General features: G+C 72.5%; 14 protein-coding genes. 10 read left to right on the top strand and 4 right to left on the bottom strand.

Annotated elements, in window-relative coordinates; translation table 11 throughout:
- Positions 1-74: 74 nt before the first annotated feature.
- Positions 75-548, top strand: coding sequence for a response regulator (locus P2H44_RS06200; protein WP_275762589.1), 474 nt, complete (start codon positions 75-77; stop codon positions 546-548).
- A gap of 651 nt (positions 549-1199) precedes the next feature.
- Here the strand turns inward: P2H44_RS06200 and P2H44_RS06195 are convergent.
- Positions 1200-2024 (bottom strand): enoyl-CoA hydratase, encoded by an 825-nt coding sequence (locus tag P2H44_RS06195; protein WP_275762588.1) that lies wholly within the window; start codon positions 2022-2024, stop codon positions 1200-1202.
- A 185-nt stretch (positions 2025-2209) separates the two neighbouring features.
- Here P2H44_RS06195 and P2H44_RS06190 point away from each other — a divergent pair, with 185 nt between their 5' ends.
- Positions 2210-2629: a PaaI family thioesterase gene (locus P2H44_RS06190; protein ID WP_275762587.1), complete on the top strand. Its 420-nt coding sequence runs from the start codon at positions 2210-2212 to the stop codon at positions 2627-2629.
- Between the two features lie 7 nt (positions 2630-2636).
- On the opposite strand, the gene P2H44_RS06185 is transcribed toward P2H44_RS06190, so the two are convergent.
- Positions 2637-3521 (bottom strand): LytTR family DNA-binding domain-containing protein, encoded by an 885-nt coding sequence (locus tag P2H44_RS06185; RefSeq protein WP_275762586.1) that lies wholly within the window; start codon positions 3519-3521, stop codon positions 2637-2639.
- A 650-nt stretch (positions 3522-4171) separates the two neighbouring features.
- On the opposite strand from P2H44_RS06185, the gene rplM reads away from it, so the two are divergent.
- Together rplM and rpsI are read left to right on the top strand one after the other, a co-directional pair.
- The gene (gene rplM / locus P2H44_RS06180) at positions 4172-4636 is read left to right on the top strand and encodes a 50S ribosomal protein L13 (protein WP_275762585.1); all 465 of its coding nucleotides are present in this window, start codon (positions 4172-4174) and stop codon (positions 4634-4636) included.
- Between the two features lie 2 nt (positions 4637-4638).
- Complete coding sequence (rpsI, locus tag P2H44_RS06175; RefSeq protein WP_275762584.1) at positions 4639-5130, top strand: 30S ribosomal protein S9; 492 nt, start codon at positions 4639-4641, stop codon at positions 5128-5130.
- A 118-nt stretch (positions 5131-5248) separates the two neighbouring features.
- On the opposite strand, the gene P2H44_RS06170 is transcribed toward rpsI, so the two are convergent.
- On the bottom strand, positions 5249-6055 hold the full coding sequence (locus P2H44_RS06170; protein WP_275762583.1) for a sulfotransferase: 807 nt from the start codon (positions 6053-6055) through the stop codon (positions 5249-5251).
- Between the two features lie 252 nt (positions 6056-6307).
- On the opposite strand from P2H44_RS06170, the gene argC reads away from it, so the two are divergent.
- From argC to P2H44_RS06150, 4 genes are all read left to right on the top strand, one after another.
- Complete coding sequence (gene argC / locus P2H44_RS06165; RefSeq protein ID WP_275762582.1) at positions 6308-7339, top strand: N-acetyl-gamma-glutamyl-phosphate reductase; 1032 nt, start codon at positions 6308-6310, stop codon at positions 7337-7339.
- A gap of 190 nt (positions 7340-7529) precedes the next feature.
- Complete coding sequence (locus P2H44_RS06160) at positions 7530-8741, top strand: YihY/virulence factor BrkB family protein (protein WP_275762581.1); 1212 nt, start codon at positions 7530-7532, stop codon at positions 8739-8741.
- A gap of 19 nt (positions 8742-8760) precedes the next feature.
- On the top strand, positions 8761-9258 hold the full coding sequence (gene ccmE, locus P2H44_RS06155) for a cytochrome c maturation protein CcmE (RefSeq protein WP_275762580.1): 498 nt from the start codon (positions 8761-8763) through the stop codon (positions 9256-9258).
- A 139-nt stretch (positions 9259-9397) separates the two neighbouring features.
- Positions 9398-10294 (top strand): PhzF family phenazine biosynthesis protein, encoded by an 897-nt coding sequence (locus tag P2H44_RS06150; protein ID WP_275762579.1) that lies wholly within the window; start codon positions 9398-9400, stop codon positions 10292-10294.
- A 242-nt stretch (positions 10295-10536) separates the two neighbouring features.
- Here P2H44_RS06150 and P2H44_RS06145 read toward each other — a convergent pair whose 3' ends face one another.
- Positions 10537-11484: a homocysteine S-methyltransferase family protein gene (locus tag P2H44_RS06145; protein WP_275762578.1), complete on the bottom strand. Its 948-nt coding sequence runs from the start codon at positions 11482-11484 to the stop codon at positions 10537-10539.
- 260 nt (positions 11485-11744) lie between these two features.
- Between P2H44_RS06145 and P2H44_RS06140 the strand changes: the two genes are divergently transcribed.
- Positions 11745-13721 carry a heme lyase CcmF/NrfE family subunit gene (locus P2H44_RS06140; RefSeq protein WP_275762577.1) on the top strand — a complete coding sequence of 659 codons (1977 nt, stop codon included), beginning with the start codon at positions 11745-11747 and terminating at the stop codon, positions 13719-13721.
- Entirely contained in the window at positions 13718-14194 is a 477-nt protein-coding gene (locus tag P2H44_RS06135; protein WP_275762576.1) for a cytochrome c-type biogenesis protein, read from the top strand. The genes P2H44_RS06140 and P2H44_RS06135 overlap by 4 nt, the downstream gene beginning before the upstream one ends.
- Positions 14195-14250: the final 56 nt, after the last annotated feature.

The following is a 14250-nucleotide window of genomic DNA, read 5'->3' as shown; positions in this document are numbered from 1 at the left end:
GGACGGGCAACCATTCTTCAACCAAGGCGGCCCAGAATTGGTCGAAAGGGAAGAACGGGTCGATGGGAAAAGCCATGCGGTGTCTGATCGTCGAGGACTACGTCGAGCTTGCCGAGCTGTGGCGGCTCGAACTGGCGGACCTGGGGTTCGAGGCCGTCGCGGTCCATTCGGCGGAGGCGGCCTTCGCCCGGATGCTCACCACCCCGTTCGACCTGGTGATCGCCGATCTCGGCCTGCCCGACGGCTCCGGCCTGACGGTGGCGCAGAGCGCGGCGATCCGCGCGCCCGGCGCAGCCGTGATCGTGGTGACGGGCCAGGCCGAGTATCCCCACGGGGAGCTGTTCGGCATGTCCGGCAACATCGTCGCGGTGTTCCGCAAGACCTCGGATCTCAACGACATGCTGGCCTTCGCCGACCACCTGCGCGCGAAGCACGCCCGCGCCCAGGCGCCCGCAGCCTCCCCGCCGCCCTCGACGCGCCCCCCCGAGCCCGAACCCTCCCACGCCGACGCCCCGGCCGAGCTGGCCCGCCTTCGCGCCGCCGGCTGATCCGCACGCCGCCGTCCGGAGCCCTCGCCCCCTTGCCTGTTCGCCCGGCGACGCCGCCTGCCGGGCATGAATGCCGAGCGAGGTCCGCGCGTCCTCTCTGCAGGGAGGAGAGGCGGCGCGGAGTAAAGCGGATCCACCGAGGCGAATCATTCGCATATCACCGGAGCCCGGAGCCCGGAGCCCTGAGGCTTCCAGCTCGACAGTCGGCAGAGGACGGATCGAATAAGACGAGCGCCGACGAGCTGGCTGCGTTGGGGGCCCGTCGGGGCGACGTGGCGGGCGCGGGCGTTGTTCGGCGTCCTCTGAGACGCGAGTCGTCCTCGCTGATGCCGGACGTTTCCGCCGACGGACCGTCCGCTCGAGATGGATCCGTCAGGAACGGGAGCCGGCCGGCGCCGTCCGCATCGCCGCGGGTCCGCCGCGTCGCGGAGGCGATCGGCGCGTGAGGCCGAGGGCCAGCTGGGCGACGGACCCGCGGTCGGTTGCGCAGGTTTCGATGGAAGGACGTGCGGACCGACGGGGCTCGGCCCTATCGCCACACGGCGCCAGGCGAGTGCGGCAGCGAGAAAAAGCGCCGATGCTCGGCCGCCCGGCGCGGGTCTCGCCGCTTCAGCTATTGCCCGCGGGAGGCCGCTCGCCAGTTCGCCGCGCTCACCCCTTCCAGTCGGGCTCGCGCTTCTCCAGGAACGCCTGGACGCCCTCGGCCGTGTCGCGGTGGAGCATGTTCTCGGCCATCACCCGGCCGGTGTAGGCGTAGGCGGCCTCGAGGCTCATGCCGGACTGGGCGTAGAAGGCCTCCTTGCCGATGCGCACCGCGACGCCCAGCTTGGCCGCGACCGTGCGGGCGAGCGCGAGCGCGGCCTCGGACTGCTCGCCGTCGGGGACCACGCGGTTCACCAGGCCGATCTCGCGGGCGCGGGCGGCGTCGACGAACTCGCCCGTGGTCAGCATCTCGAAGGCCTGCTTGGCGGGCACGTTGCGGGTCAGCGCCACCATCGGCGTCGAGCAGAACAGGCCGATGTTCACCCCGTTCACTCCGAAGCGGGTCGAGGCGGCCGCGACCGCCATGTCGCAGGTCGCCACCAGCTGGCAGCCCGCGGCGGTGGCGACGCCGTGCACCTCGGCGATCACCGGCTGGGGCAGGCGGGGGATCGAGGCCATCATCCGCCCGCATTGCGCGAAGAGCGCGTTGTAATAGGCCCGGCCGCCGTCGGGCGCCTGGCGGGCGGCCTGCATCTCGCGCAGGTCGTGGCCGGCGCAGAAGGCCTTGCCGGCCCCGCGCAGCACCACCGCCTTCACCCGCCCGTCGACGGCGAGCGCGTCGAACTCGGCCTGCAGCCGGGCCAGCATCGCCTCGGACAGGGCGTTGATCTTCTTCGGCGCGTTCAGCGTCAGGCGGGCGACGGGGCCCAGGTCCTCGCGCAGCAGCAGGTCTTCGGCCGCGGCCTCGGCTTCGGTCGTCGTCGCGGCGGTCATGGCGGGCCTCCCAAGCCTGTCGGATCTGGCGGGGACCATAACGCCGACCGGCCGCGCGCCCAAGCCCCCGCCGAGGCCGCCCGGCCGACGCCCCCGCGACGGGTCCGTCCGCCGCTTGACCCGGGCCGCGTCGCCCGCGATCAATCCCCCCGAAGGCGCGCCGACGCCGATCTGGGAGGATCCGAATGCAGACGTTGATGACCGAGACCGAGCTCGCCGCTTATCTCGACGAGGTGTTCCCCGAGATGCAGGGGAAGTTCGAGATCGAGGAGGTCGCGCCGATGTTCGCCCGCGTGCGCCGCAAGGTGACGCCGGACGACCTGCGGCCGGGGGGCACGGTCTCGGGTCCGACGATGTTCGGGCTGGCGGACTGCGCCTTCTACGCGGTGACGCTGGCGATGATCGGGCGCCAGGCGCTGGCGGTGACGACCTCATGCAGCATCAACTTCATGCGCAAGCCCGAGCCGCGCGACCTGACCTGCGACGCGCGGATCCTGAAGCTGGGCCGGGCGCTGGTGGTGGGCGACTGCACGATCCATTCGCCGGGGGTCGAGGGGCCGGTGGCCCAGGCGACGCTGACCTACTCGATCCCGCCCGCGCGCTGAGCGGAGCTCAGAGCCAGCCGGCCTCGCGCAGGGCCGGCACGCGGCCGCGGCTGACGGGGATGCGCTCGCCGTTGCTCAGGCGCAGGATCGCCCGGTCGCCGTCGCGCCGGGCGTTCACCACGGCCGCGCGCGCCACCCAGTGCGAGCGATGCACCTGCAGCCCCTCGACCGGATCGCATTCGGCGATGGCGTCGCCCAGCCGCATCAGGACCAGCTCCGCCCCGCGGTCGGTGGCGACCTCGACGTAGTGGTCCTGCATCGACAGGCGCAGCAGCGCGCCGCGCCGGGCGGGGGAGAGCCGCTCCATCAGCCGCGGCGCGAAGGCGGCGGGGGAAGGCGCCGGGGCGGGGTCGAGCGCGCGGGGCGCTTCCGTCGCCGGCGGCTGTTGCTGGGGCGGGGGCGGCGCGTCGTGCGGCGTCTCCCGCGGACCCAGGCCGCCGGCGTCGCCCAGCGGGCGATGCGCCAGCGTCGTGGCGGTCAGCCGGGCGTTCGCGGCGAGCGCCAGCGTCAGGCCCAGCGACAGCGGCAGCACCGCGACGACCTCCTCGCTCGTCACGGGCGTGCCCAGGAACAGGTGGCGCACCAGGACCACGAGAATCGAGATCGGCACGGCGGCGGATCCCACCGACAGCAGGACCTGCTCCACCGCCCCGGCCTTCGGACGGAGCGCGGAGATGAAGGACGCGCAGAAGATCGCCAGCCCCCAGCAGCCCGTGTGCAGAACCGCCCAGTAGGCCGCCACGCCGCCGGTCGACAGCTGCTCGCGCGTGCCGAACGGCGCGATCAGGATGAACAGGAGCACGGTGGAACCGAAGGCCAGCCAGATCCTGCCCGTCGTCAGGCGCGCCCGCATTTCACGAAGCGCGAGATGCATCACGCTGTGATGGTTCATGAATTCTTCGCCTCTGGCGAATTGGCGTGGCGGTTCGCGAAACGAAGATTGCCGTGGGGGGAAGGTGAAGTCCAGATCAGCGGGCGTCGCAGGCCTGACATTTCGACGGTCGGCGGCGCAGGCGGCCGCGAGCCGGGTCCCGGGCCCTCGACCAGGGCCTTCCTGATCGCGCCGTCTCCGGCCTCGGCCGGACCGATCAGCTGGGGCGGTCGGTCCAGTCGAACCGGGCGGGAGGGGAGGCGCGCCTGGCGCGCTCTCCTTCCGGGCATCGCCATTCTTCACGGGATTTCAGAACGGGGTGGTCCGTGTTGGGGCTCTTGCGGCAGGCGGTCGGGGAACCGCCTGCCGCTCTTCGTTTCTGGAGTGGGAGCGGGGGCGAGGGGTTCCGCGGCGTCCCCCGACCGCGCCGTTTCCGCCGAAAAGTTGGGGTATCCATACACCTCATCGCGAACCGGCTGAAATCATGCGCTGATTTCGGCGGGGCGCCGCGCGAATGCGGTTGACTCGGGCGTGGGAATGCTTAGAAGGCCGGCATCCGTCCGGCGGGGGAGTCCGCTTCTCCGCACCCGACGCCGCCGGCCGCTCCGGTCCTGCAGGGGATGCTCCTGCGCCGCAAGCGGACCCGGAGATGCAAAGAGACGAAGAAACCGATGAAGACCTTTTCCGCCAAGCCGGCCGACATCGACAAGAAGTGGGTCGTGATCGACGCGGAGGGCATCGTTCTGGGCCGGCTCGCCGCCCTGATCGCCATGCGCCTCCGCGGCAAGCACAAGCCGTCGTTCACGCCGCACATGGACATGGGCGACAACGTGATCGTCATCAACGCCGAGAAGGTGCAGCTGACCGGGCGCAAGCGCACGGACAAGCAGTACTACTGGCACACCGGCTACCCGGGCGGCATCAAGTCCCGCACCGCCGGTCAGATCCTCGAGGGCAAGTTCCCCGAGCGCGTGATCGAGAAGGCCGTGCAGCGCATGATGCCGGGCGGTCCGCTGACCCGCAAGCAGCTGTCGAACCTGCGCGTCTACGCGGGCGCCGAGCACCCGCATGAGGCGCAGACCCCCGAGGCGATCGACGTGGCCGCCCTGAACTCCAAGAACACCCGGAGCGCCTGACGATGGCCGACGACGTGAAGACCCTCGACGATCTCGCCGACCTGACCGTGGACGGCGACGCGACCGCGATCGAGCCCGCCGCCCCGCGCGAGCCGGTGCGCGACGCGCTGAACCGCTCCTACGCCACCGGCAAGCGCAAGGACGCCGTGTCCCGCGTGTGGGTGAAGCCCGGCACCGGCAAGATCACGGTGAACGGCAAGGAGGCGAACGCCTACTTCGCCCGCCCCGTGCTGCAGATGGTGATCGCGCAGCCCTTCGGCGTCGCCGGCGTCGAGGGCCAGTTCGACGTGATGTGCACCGTGAAGGGCGGCGGTCTGTCCGGCCAGGCGGGCGCCGTGAAGCACGGCATCTCCAAGGCGCTGACGCTGTGGGATCCCTCGCTGCGCCCCGCCCTGAAGGCCGCCGGCTTCCTGACCCGCGACAGCCGCGTGGTCGAGCGCAAGAAGTACGGCCGCCGCAAGGCCCGCCGCAGCTTCCAGTTCTCGAAGCGCTGATCCGGCCTCCCCGCGCGCCCCGGCGCGCGGGACCCGACATGCGAACGGCGCCGCGGTCTCCGCGGCGCCGTTCTGCATTTCCGGGGCAGGGCCTTCTTGGCCGGCGGGGCGGGCGGGCTCAGACCCCGCCGCGCTCCAGCCAGCGCTCGAAGCGGGTGCCGCGCAGGGCCTCGCGCACCTCGTCGGCGTTCTCGATCGCCTCCAGCGGGTCGCGCGACAGCAGCTTGCTCATGCGGATCTTCGGCACGATCGGCGTCACGCCCAGGAAGGCGTAGACTTGGGCTGCGGTGTCGAGCGTCGCCTCCGGGTCGGCGTAGCAGCGCTCGTAGCTCAGCCGCAGCACCCGCTCGGGCGGGATCATGTCGAGCAGGCGGTCGAGCTCGCGCGTCTCCCAGTCGATGAAGTCGAGCCGCTCGACCAGGACGGCCGCGTTCACCCGCACCTTGCCCGGCGCCGTCCCGGCGTTGGCCGAGCGGGAGGAGACGACCCCCGTCGCCGCCAGCGCCGCGCCCGAGATGCCGCGCGCCAGCACGTTCTCGCGCGTCAGGCCGATAACCTTGATGTCGGGGCGGGCGGGGAGGTAGTCGTCCAGGCCCCGCTTGCTGAAGTGCATCGTGAAGTCCTTGATCCCGATGGTCTTCAGGCGGGAGGCGCGCTTGGTCTCCGCCCCGGCGCCGGACAGGCGCTTGCGCAGGTCGCGCACGCCCAGCGCGGCGCGGATCACCACCGGGTTCGTGGTCAGGGCGTCGAGATAGGCGGCCTCGTCCTTCCGCCAGACGCCCAGGCGGCGCTGGATCTTGCGCACCGGGGACCAGTCGCCCAGCACCTCGCCGTAGTTCAGCGCCTCGGGGTTCTGGTTGAGGATGTCGACCAGCGTGTTGGAGCCGGTGCGGCCCATGGTCAGAATCACATGACGGTCGGGCAATCGCGCCTCCTGAAGCTCCCCGCGCTGGGTAGCATCGCCCGGTCGCGAAGGGGAAGGCGCGCGGCCCGACCCGGGCGATGATGCCGCGCGGCCCGGGGCTTGCGTCCGGGCCGCCGGCGGGGGCGGGCGAAGCTGCGGCCGGGGCGCGTCGGCGCCGGGCCCATGCGCGCCGGGCCCGCGCACGTGGATTGCGCCGTGGCGCAGACAGGTCTAGGCGTGCGCCCGAACCACTCGATTCTCGGAGACCGGATCATGGACAAGGCGCGCATCGCGATCATCGGGGCCAGCGGGTACACGGGCGCCGAGCTCGTGCGCCTCGTCACCACGCACCCGGGCATGCGAATCGCGGCGCTGGCGGCGGACCGCAACGCCGGCAAGCCGCTGTCCGAGATCTATCCGCACCTCGCCCATCTCGACCTGCCGATGGTGACCAAGACCGAGGAGATCGACTTCTCCCAGGTCGACCTCGCCTTCTGCGGGCTGCCGCACGCCACCGCCCAGGCGGTGATCGGCGGGCTGCCGCGGGACCTCAAGGTCGTGGACCTCTCGGCCGACTTCCGGCTGCGGGACCCCAAGATCTACGAGAAGTGGTACGGCCACGAGCACCACGCGCTCGACCTCCAGGAGGAGGCCGTCTACGGCCTGCCCGAGTTCTATCGCGAGGAGATCAAGGCCACGCGCCTGTGCGCCGGCACCGGCTGTTTCGTCGTGACCGGCCTGCTGCCGCTGGTGCCGCTGGTGGAGAAGGGGGTCGTCGACCTCGAGGAGATCGTGATTGACGCCAAGACCGGGATCACCGGGGCGGGGCGGTCGTCGGCGGAGTGGAAGCTGTTCTCCGAGGTCACCGCGGGCACCAAGGCCTATGGCTTGGGCGGCACGCACCGGCACACGTCGGAGTTCGACCAGGAGCTCTCGAAGGCCGCCGGCCGCGAGGTGACGGTGATGTTCACCCCCCACCTGCTGCCGATGAACCGGGGCATCCTGGGCACGATCTACGTGAAGGGCGACGCGGACGAGATCCAGGCGACGCTCGAGGCGCGCTATGCGGACGAGCCCTTCGTGCAGGTGCTGCCGATGGGCTCGGCGCCGATGACCCAGCATGTCACCGGCTCGAACCTCTGCCGGATCGGCGTGACGCCGGACCGGCGCAAGGGGCGGGCGGTGATCGTGTCGGTCATCGACAACCTGGTGAAGGGCGCCTCGGGCCAGGCGGTGCAGTGCGCCAACCTGATGCTCGGCCAGCCCGAGACCGCGGGGCTCGAGCTCGCGCCCATGTTCCCCTGAGGGGCGACGCAGCCAGGGCCTGAACGCCGGCCGGCGCGGGGAGGACCCCCGCGCCGGCCGGTCGCGTTTCGGGGGCCGGGCGGCGGGACGCGGGGGCGCCTGCGGCGGGAAGGCATCACGCAGGCGTGACCTGCCGGGCGGGGCCGGGCTTGGGTTGCCTCCACGACTTCGCCCGATACCTTTATTTCCCATGAACGTAGGCGCCTTCCTGCGCGCGCGCCTGCTGGGCGACGCGCCCGAAGCCGCGGCGGCCGGCGCCCCGGCCGCCGCGGCCGCGCCCGTTGCCGCGCCGCCCGCCGCCCCGCAGCCCGAGCGCGGCGGGCCGAGGGGCGAGGGGGGCGACGCCGCGCTGAGCGCCGCCCGCGCGCCCCGCGCAGGCCCCCCGCCCAGCCGCTCCCACCTGCCGTCCGACCCCGAGCGGCGCGACCCGGTGGCCCGCGAGTTCTGGGCCGACGCGCCCGAAGATCCGTTCGCCCGCCGCCGCACCAAGCTGGAGCGCTTCTTCATCTGGGCCGGCCGCTCGCTGGCGCTGGTCTTCTCGCTCGCCGCGCTGAAGGTGCTGTGGAGCGCGGCGATGCGCTTCCAGGAGCACGAGGGCTTCATGCTCTCGGGCCACATCGCCTATTCGGCGCTGCTGGCGCTGTTCCCGTTCCTGATCTTCTGCACCTCCTTCGCCGCGGCCACCATCGGGCCCGGCGAGCTCCAGGCGCTGATCGAGCTGATGTTCGAGATCGCCCCCGAGCAGGTCGCCGACGCCATGCGCCCGATCCTGGAGCAGGCGCTGGGGGTCGAGCGGCGGGGCCTGCTGACGATCTCGGGGCTCGGCGCGCTGTGGGCGGCCTCGAACGGGGTCGAGGCCTTCCGCCTGGGCTTCGACCGCGCCTACCAGCCCCCCAACATCCGCAACTTCGTGATCAGCCGGGCGGTGGGTCTGGTGTTCGTGATGATCGGCACCGGGGCGGCGCTGATCATGGGCTTCGCCGTCGTGCTCGCGCCCCTGATCATCGAGCTCACGCAGATGCTTCTGGGGCGCGCGCCGCCCTTCGGCATGGGCCTCCTGCGCTACATCATCGCGCTGGCGGCCTTCGCCCTGTTCCTCTACATGATGCACGCGATCCTGCCCTCGGGGCGGCCACGCGCGCGCCGGCTGTGGCCGGGGATCACCGCCACGATCCTTCTGTGGACGGCGGCGGCCTCGGCCTTCTCGGTCTACCTCGCGCGGTTCCCGACCTACACGGTCACCTACGGCGGGCTCGCGGGCGTCATCGTGACGCTTCTGTTCTTCTACCTCTCGGGGGCGGTGATCCTCTACGGGGCGGAGGTGAACGCGGCCATCCACCGGCGCGAAGCCGAGGCGGAGGCCGAACGGCGGGCGAAGGCCAGGGAGCGGGCCGCGCCCTAAGAGACGGGAGGTCCGGGCCATGGCGATGACCCGCAAGCGTCGGCGCATCATCCTGATCGGCATCGGGGCGGGCTTCGTGCTCGCCGCGTCGCTGCTGGTGGGGGTGGGGATGCGCGACTCGATCGTCTTCTTCTTCTCCCCCTCCGAGATCGCCGAGCGCGCGCCCGGCCCCGACCAGCGCCTGCGCGTGGGCGGGCTGGTGGTCGAGGGCTCGGTGACGCGCGAGAGCGACGGCTCGGTCGCCTTCACCGTGACCGACGGCGCGATGGAGCAGCGGATCGCCTTCCACGGCATCCTGCCCGACCTGTTCCGCGAGGGGCAGGGCATCATCGCCGAGGGCCGCCTGCAGCCAGGCGGCGTCTTCGTGGCGGACGAGGTGCTCGCCAAGCATGACGAGAAGTACATGCCCAAGGAGATCGCCGAGACGCTGAAGTCCGAGGGCCACTACAAGCCCGAATACGGCGCCGACGCGCCCGAGGGCGCCGGCGAGGCCAAGGCCACCGACGCCGACGGCTGACCGCGGCGGCCCCGGCTCCGGCCGGGTCCGCGCAGGCCGCACGAGGCCCCGGGTCGAGCCCGGGGCGCGGGGTTGCGGGGGCCCCGGGTCAGGCCCGGGGCGCCGGGCGCCCGGAGCCCGTTTTCGCAGGGACGCTTCCATGAGCTACAGCTTCGACTGGGTCGACGCCTTCGCCGAGGCCCCTTTCGGCGGCAACGCCTGCGCGGTGGTGCATGAGGCGGGCGACCTGCCGGTGGCGACGCGCCTCGCCCTGGTGCGGGAGACGAGCCTGAGCGAATGCGCCTATCTCGTCCCCTCCGACCGGGCGGACTTCGGCGCGCGCTACTACCTCGCCCACCGCGAGATCCCGATGGCGGGGCACCCCACGGTCGCGACCGTGACCAGCCTGGTGGACCGCGGGCTGGTCGACGTCTCGGCCGGGCCCGCGCGCTTCACGCTCGAGGTCGGCGCCGGGGTGCTGCCGATCGAGGCCGCGCGCGACGGGCAGGGGCGCATCCGCGTGACCATGACCCAGGCGCGGCCCGAGATCGGCCCGCCCCTCGACCCCGCCCCCATCGCCGCGATCTACGGGCTGGAGGCCGCGGACGTCGCCCATCCGCCGCGCATCGTCTCCACCGGCACGCCGTTCTGCGTCACGCTCCTGCGCTCGAAGGCGGCGCTGCGCCGGGCGCGGATGGACGTGGCGCGGCTCGAGGCCTGGCGCGCGTCGAGCGCCCATCCCGACGCCGGCCTGATGGAGCCGTTCCTGACGACCCTGGGCGGGGAGACGCCGGGCGGCGACGTCTTCTCCCGCCTGCTGCTGGCGCCGCCGAGCCCGGCGGAGGATCCGTTCACCGGCTCCGCCACCGGCTGCCTGGGCGCCTACCTGTGGTCCGAGGGGCTGATCCCCGGCCCGCGCTTCACGGCCGAGCAGGGGCATTGGCTGGGCCGCCCCGGGCGCGCCGAGGTCGAGGCGCTGGGCCCGCGCGAGGACGTGTCGGGGGTGAAGGTCTCGGGCTCCGGCGTGGTGCTGATGCGGGGCGAGCTGCGGCTCTGACGCGCCGCCCGCGCCCGAACCGGGTCGCACTAGAGGGGCGCATGAAAATGCCGGCGGCCCCGGGAGATGGGCGCGCCGGCGTCTTCATCGAAAACCGGTCCGTGCGTGGACCTTCGGGTATGCGGGCCGTCGGAAATGCGGACCGTCTGGAAACTGGCCGGGCCCCGCGTGCCTCGGGGCCCGGAGTACGTCGGGCGGGCGCTCCCCAGGCCGCCTTGCGGCGAACGCCCGCCCGGCCGCCCTCAGGCGGCCACCCGCAACGTGCGGGCGATCTCGGTCACGTGGCGAAGATCCGAGCCGCAGCAGCCGCCGAACACGTTCATCCACGGCAGGCGCGTCTTCAGCGCGCCTACGAGCCGGCCGAACTCGACCGGGTCGCCGTCGTCGAGATGGTCGCAGCCGTCCAGTTCGGCATGGCTGCGGCGCGAGGCGTTGCAGCGCACGCCCCGGATCCGCCGGGCCCAGTCCGCATCCTCCAGCCGTTCGGCGAAGTGGTCGGGGTGGGCGCAGTTGATCATGTAGTAGGCCGGCGCCGCGTTGGTCGCGACGTCCACCCGCCGGATCGCCTCGGCCAGCGTCTCGCCCGAGGGCAGGCGGCCGTCGGTCTCGACGGTGAAGCTGATCACGTGGCGCAGCCAGGCGTCGGAGGCCGCGCGCGAGAAGCCGGTCGCCTCGGCCGAGGAGACGTGGGTGGTCGCGGTGACCATGTCGACGTCGGTCTCGGCCAGCCAGCCCATCTGGACGGCGTGGTACTCGCGCGCCTCCTCGGCGTTCATCTCGGTGTCGAGCGCGTAGGCGTCGCCGCGGGGGCCGACGGGCGCGTTCAGCAGGATCGGGAAGGAGCCGACGCCGGCGAATTCCTCGCGCAGGTTGGCGACGAAGGCGACGGCCTCGTGGTTGGCCAGGCGCAGCGTGGCCGCGTCCTCGCCCAGCTCCTGCGACCAGCAGGGATGCGCCTTCCAGGTCGGGGCGTCGAGGATGAAGCCGGTGCCGGCCTCGCGGGCCAAGCGCAGGAAGCCGCGGAAGTACTCGGCCATCGCCGCGCGTCCGGCGGCGTCGGGCAGCAGCGTGTGGGCGGCGAAGGCGCGGATCGGCACGCCGCGGTTGAAGATGAGATCGGTCTCGACCCCGGCGTCGGTCAGGAAGGGCGCGCCGGTCAGCTGGGGCAATCTGGAGCTGCGGTCGAACATGGTGGGCCTCGAATGAACGGTGCGACGGGGATCGCCGTCCTCACGACGCCATGTGTCGCCGCGCCATCGTGATACGAGCGTGATAAATGTGTTGCTCAAAATCCGCAAAAACGATTGATCGGGGCGATTTCGGCGAAAAAATGGACCGCGACCATCCGCGGACTGGCCTCGCGCGCTCCTGAATTGCACCAGCGGGTGGTCCGCGGCATGGTCCGCGGGACGGCGTGCAGAATGCCGAACGGGATCGGGGGAGGCCGACCATGACCGCCGAGCTGGGCCACTACGCCCTGATTCTCGCCCTTGTCGCGAGCCTTGCGCAGACCGTCGTGCCGCTGGTCGGCGCCCAGAAGGGCTGGTCCGACTGGATGCGGCTGGCGGGGCCTGCGGCGAGCGTCTCGTTCCTGCTCACGGCCCTGGCCTTCGCGGCGCTGACCGTGGCCTTCGTCACCTCCGACTTCTCGGTGGCGCTGGTGGCCGAGAACTCCCATTCCGCCAAGCCGATGCTCTACAAGGTGTCGGGCGTCTGGGGGAACCACGAGGGCTCGCTGCTGCTGTGGACCCTGATGCTGACCCTGTTCGGGGCGATGATCGCGGGCCTGGGCGGCAACCTGCCCGAGTCGCTCAAGGCCCGCACCCTCGCCGTGCAGGGGGCCATCGGCGCCGCCTTCCTGGCCTTCATGCTGTTCACCTCGAACCCGTTCCTGCGCATCGCGCATCCGCCGCTGGACGGGGGCGACCTGAACCCGCTGCTCCAGGACCCGGGCCTCGCCTTCCATCCGCCGTTCCTCTACCTGGGCTACGTCGGCCTCTCGACCGCCTATTCCTTCGCCGTCGCCGCCCTGATCGAGGGGCGGGTCGACGCCGCCTGGGCGCGCTGGGTGCGGCCCTGGGCGCTGACCGCCTGGATGTTCCTCACGGTGGGCATCGCGCTGGGCTCCTACTGGGCCTATTACGAGCTCGGCTGGGGCGGCTGGTGGTTCTGGGATCCGGTCGAAAACGCCTCCTTCATGCCGTGGCTCGCCTCCGCCGCGCTGCTGCACTGCGCCATCGTGGTCGAGAAGCGCGACAGCCTCAAAAGCTGGACCATCCTGCTGGCGATCCTGGGCTTTTCGCTGTCGCTGCTGGGCACGTTCATCGTCCGCTCGGGCCTGCTGACCTCGGTCCACGCCTTCGCCTCGGACCCCACGCGCGGCGTGGTGGTGCTGGGGATCCTGGTGGTGGCCGTGGGCGGCTCCCTCGCGCTCTACGCCTGGCGGGCGCCGCGGCTGGCGCCGGGGGGCGTCTTCGCCATGGTCAGCCGCGAGTCGATGCTGGTCGCCAACAACCTGCTGCTGACGGTGGCCTGCGCGGTGGTCCTGCTCGGCACCCTGATGCCCCTGATCCGCGAGGCCTGGGATGGCGGGCGCATCTCGGTCGGGGCGCCGTTCTTCAACCTCGCCTTCACGCCCTTCATGATCGCGCTGGCGGTGCTGCTGCCCATCGGGGCGCTGTCGCCGTGGAAGCGCGCGCGCCTCGGCCGGGTTCTGCGCCGACTGTGGCCCGCCGCGGCGCTGGCCTTCGCGGTCGCGGCGCTGGTCTGGGCGGTGCAGACCGGGCGCAGCACGCTGGCCCCCGTGGGCATCGCGCTCTCGGTCTGGATCCTCGCCGGCGTCGGCGTCGAGATCTGGGAGCGCGCGGGCCTGTCGCGCCCCGGCCGCTGGCGGCGCCTCTCGGGCCTGCCGCGGGCCGACTGGGGCAAGGCGGTCGCGCACTCCGGCCTCGCGCTGACCATCTTCGGCATCGCCTCGCTGAGCGCGTGGGAGACCGAGGCCGTGCGCGCCCTGCATCCGGGCGAGTCGGTCGAGACGGGCGGCTATTCGTTCCGCTTCGACGCGGTCGAGCGGGCGCAGGGCCCCAACTACTCCATCGACCGGGGCGTGTTCACCGTCTTCAAGGACGAAACCGAGGTGACGGTGCTGCGCCCCGAGAAGCGCTTCTACCCCGTCCAGCGCATGCCCACGACCGAGGCCGCCATCGACGCCGGCCTGATCCGCGACCTCTACGTGGTCCTCGGCGACCGCCAGCAGGAGGACGCCGGCGCCTGGGCCGTGCGCATCTACGTGAAGCCCTTCGCCAACTGGATCTGGATCGGGGCGCTGGTGATGGCGCTGGGGGGGCTGACCTCGCTGTCGGACCGCCGCTACCGGGTGGGCGCCGCCGCGCGCCGCGCCCCCGCCGCCGCGGTCCCCGCGGAATGAGGGCGCTGCGTCCCCTCCTGCTGGCGCTGGCCCTGCTGGCGCCGCTGGCCGCGCCCGCGGTGCAGCCCGACGAGGTGCTGGACGACCCCGCGCTCGAGGCCCGGGCGCGCGCGCTCTCGGCCGAGATCCGCTGTCTGGTCTGCCGGTCGGAGAGCATCGACGAATCCAACGCCGACCTCGCCCGCGACCTGCGCGTGTTGGTGCGCGAGCGGCTGGTGGCGGGCGACAGCGACGCGGAGGTAAAGACCTTCCTCGTGGATCGCTACGGCGAGTACGTGCTGCTCAAGCCCACCTTCACGGCGGCCAACGCGATCCTGTGGTTCGGCGGCCCGGCGCTGCTCATCGGGGGCGGCGTTCTGGCCTTCTTCTGGATCCGCCGCGCCCGCCCCGAGGCCGCCGCCGCCGCCTCGCCGCTGAGCGCCGAGGAGAAGGCGCGCCTCGACGCCCTGATGAAGGAGGACGGGGCCGCCTGAGGCTTGCGCCCCCCGGCCGCCCCTCCCACCTCCTTCAGGCCGGGCGCCCGCCCGCG

The organism is Albimonas marina (assembly GCF_029223255.1).
Lineage (GTDB): Bacteria > Pseudomonadota > Alphaproteobacteria > Rhodobacterales > Rhodobacteraceae > Albimonas.
This window is presented reverse-complemented; position numbering and strand designations above follow the sequence as displayed.

Bases quoted from the DNA above. Each gene is read 5' to 3' on its own strand.
- P2H44_RS06190 (WP_275762587.1), top strand. From the start codon at position 2,210: ATGCAGACGTTGATGACCGAGACCGAGCTCGCCGCTTATCTCGACGAG.
- ccmE (WP_275762580.1), top strand. From the start codon at position 8,761: ATGGCGATGACCCGCAAGCGTCGGCGCATCATCCTGATCGGCATCGGG.
- P2H44_RS06145 (WP_275762578.1), bottom strand. From the start codon at position 11,484: ATGTTCGACCGCAGCTCCAGATTGCCCCAGCTGACCGGCGCGCCCTTC.
- P2H44_RS06160 (WP_275762581.1), top strand. From the start codon at position 7,530: ATGAACGTAGGCGCCTTCCTGCGCGCGCGCCTGCTGGGCGACGCGCCC.
- rplM (WP_275762585.1), top strand. From the start codon at position 4,172: ATGAAGACCTTTTCCGCCAAGCCGGCCGACATCGACAAGAAGTGGGTC.
- argC (WP_275762582.1), top strand. From the start codon at position 6,308: ATGGACAAGGCGCGCATCGCGATCATCGGGGCCAGCGGGTACACGGGC.
- P2H44_RS06195 (WP_275762588.1), bottom strand. From the start codon at position 2,024: ATGACCGCCGCGACGACGACCGAAGCCGAGGCCGCGGCCGAAGACCTG.
- rpsI (WP_275762584.1), top strand. From the start codon at position 4,639: ATGGCCGACGACGTGAAGACCCTCGACGATCTCGCCGACCTGACCGTG.
- P2H44_RS06135 (WP_275762576.1), top strand. From the start codon at position 13,718: ATGAGGGCGCTGCGTCCCCTCCTGCTGGCGCTGGCCCTGCTGGCGCCG.
- P2H44_RS06140 (WP_275762577.1), top strand. From the start codon at position 11,745: ATGACCGCCGAGCTGGGCCACTACGCCCTGATTCTCGCCCTTGTCGCG.
- P2H44_RS06185 (WP_275762586.1), bottom strand. From the start codon at position 3,521: ATGAACCATCACAGCGTGATGCATCTCGCGCTTCGTGAAATGCGGGCG.
- P2H44_RS06150 (WP_275762579.1), top strand. From the start codon at position 9,398: ATGAGCTACAGCTTCGACTGGGTCGACGCCTTCGCCGAGGCCCCTTTC.
- P2H44_RS06200 (WP_275762589.1), top strand. From the start codon at position 75: ATGCGGTGTCTGATCGTCGAGGACTACGTCGAGCTTGCCGAGCTGTGG.